Below are 1,240 nucleotides of genomic sequence, written 5' to 3'. Positions count from 1 at the left end.
GCGAGGCCAATCGGTCTGCGGATGCGGTTGGAAGTGAAGGCCTGGATCCCCGATCTGCGTCGGGAAGAGGCCTTTCGCGTGTACGCGGGAGTCCGCTGGATCCTCCGCTCGCCGGGTTATCGGGCTCTGGTCGCCAGCGCCAGCAGCGCCCCCAGCGCGGTCATCACCCCCAGAACGAGGAACAGGGCCGGGTAACCGCCCAGGGCCTGCGCCAGGGACGCCCCGCCCCAGGGGGCCAGGGCGATGGCCAGCATCAACGGCGCCGACAGCAGCCCGGACAGACGCCCGTAGGCGGCGGTGCCCCACCGGTCGGACACGGCGGTGGCCTGCAGCAGCGTGAACACCCCGCGGGTCATGCCCACCAGCATCGCCGCGGCCACGAGCAGCAGCGGCGGGCTCGGGATGAGCCCGAGCAGCACCGTGGCCGCGGCGCAGGCGGCCAGGATGATCACGGTGCGGCCGCGGGCGCTGGTGTGGCGTTGCAGGGGCGCGTAGCCCAGACGCCCGAGGACCTGGCCGAGCCCGCCGAGGCCGAGGGCCCAGGCCGCCAGCTGAGTGTCGAGTCCGCGTTCGGTCAGCAGCGGCACCTGGTTGATCACCACCGCATACACGCCGAACCCACCCACTGCCATGGTCGCCAGCAGCGCCAGAAACGCGCGGCTGCGAGCGATCACGGCGGCGTCACCGTTGCCCGATGCCGGGCCGTGGTGCCCGTCCTCGGGCCAGGGCAGGCTGAGGCTCGCGTGCAGCGGGATCGTGACGGCCCCGACGATCGCGGCGAGTACGAGGTAGGTGGCGCGCCAGTCCAGGTATTCGTTCAACGCCGCGGTCAGGGGTGCGAAAACGGTGCTGGCCAGGCCGGCCACCAACGTGAGGGCGGTCAGCGCGCGGACGCGGTCCGGCCCGTACCAGCGGGTCAGCGCGGCGAACGCGGGCGGGTAGAAGGTGGCCGCCATCGCCAGCCCCGCCACGGCCCATGCGAGCAGGAACAGCTCGTAGGTGGAGGCGTAGGCGATTCCGACGAGGGCGGGCAAGGCCAGGATCGACCCGGCGGTCATCACCGCGCGAGGCCCACGCCGGTCCAGCCACCTGCCGACGGCGATGCCCGCGAACGCGGAGACGATCTGGCTGACCGAGAACGCCCACGTCACCGCCGGCACCGACCACCCCGTCTCCACACTGATCCGCGGCGCGAGCACGGGGAAGGCGTAGTAGAGCACGCCCCAGCTGGTGATCTCGG

1 protein-coding gene is annotated in these 1,240 nt (G+C 72.6%); it reads right to left on the bottom strand.

The window, feature by feature from the left end; genetic code table 11:
• Positions 1-116: 116 nt before the first annotated feature.
• On the bottom strand, positions 117-1,240 hold a 1,124-nt coding region (locus E1288_RS46410), incomplete at its 5' end, for an MFS transporter (protein WP_132495723.1).

Origin of the sequence: Saccharopolyspora elongata, assembly GCF_004348985.1 — a bacterium.
In the GTDB taxonomy this organism is placed as follows: domain Bacteria; phylum Actinomycetota; class Actinomycetes; order Mycobacteriales; family Pseudonocardiaceae; genus Saccharopolyspora; species Saccharopolyspora elongata.
Note: the sequence above shows the minus strand (reverse complement) of the source record. Positions and strands in the feature narration are given on the sequence as shown.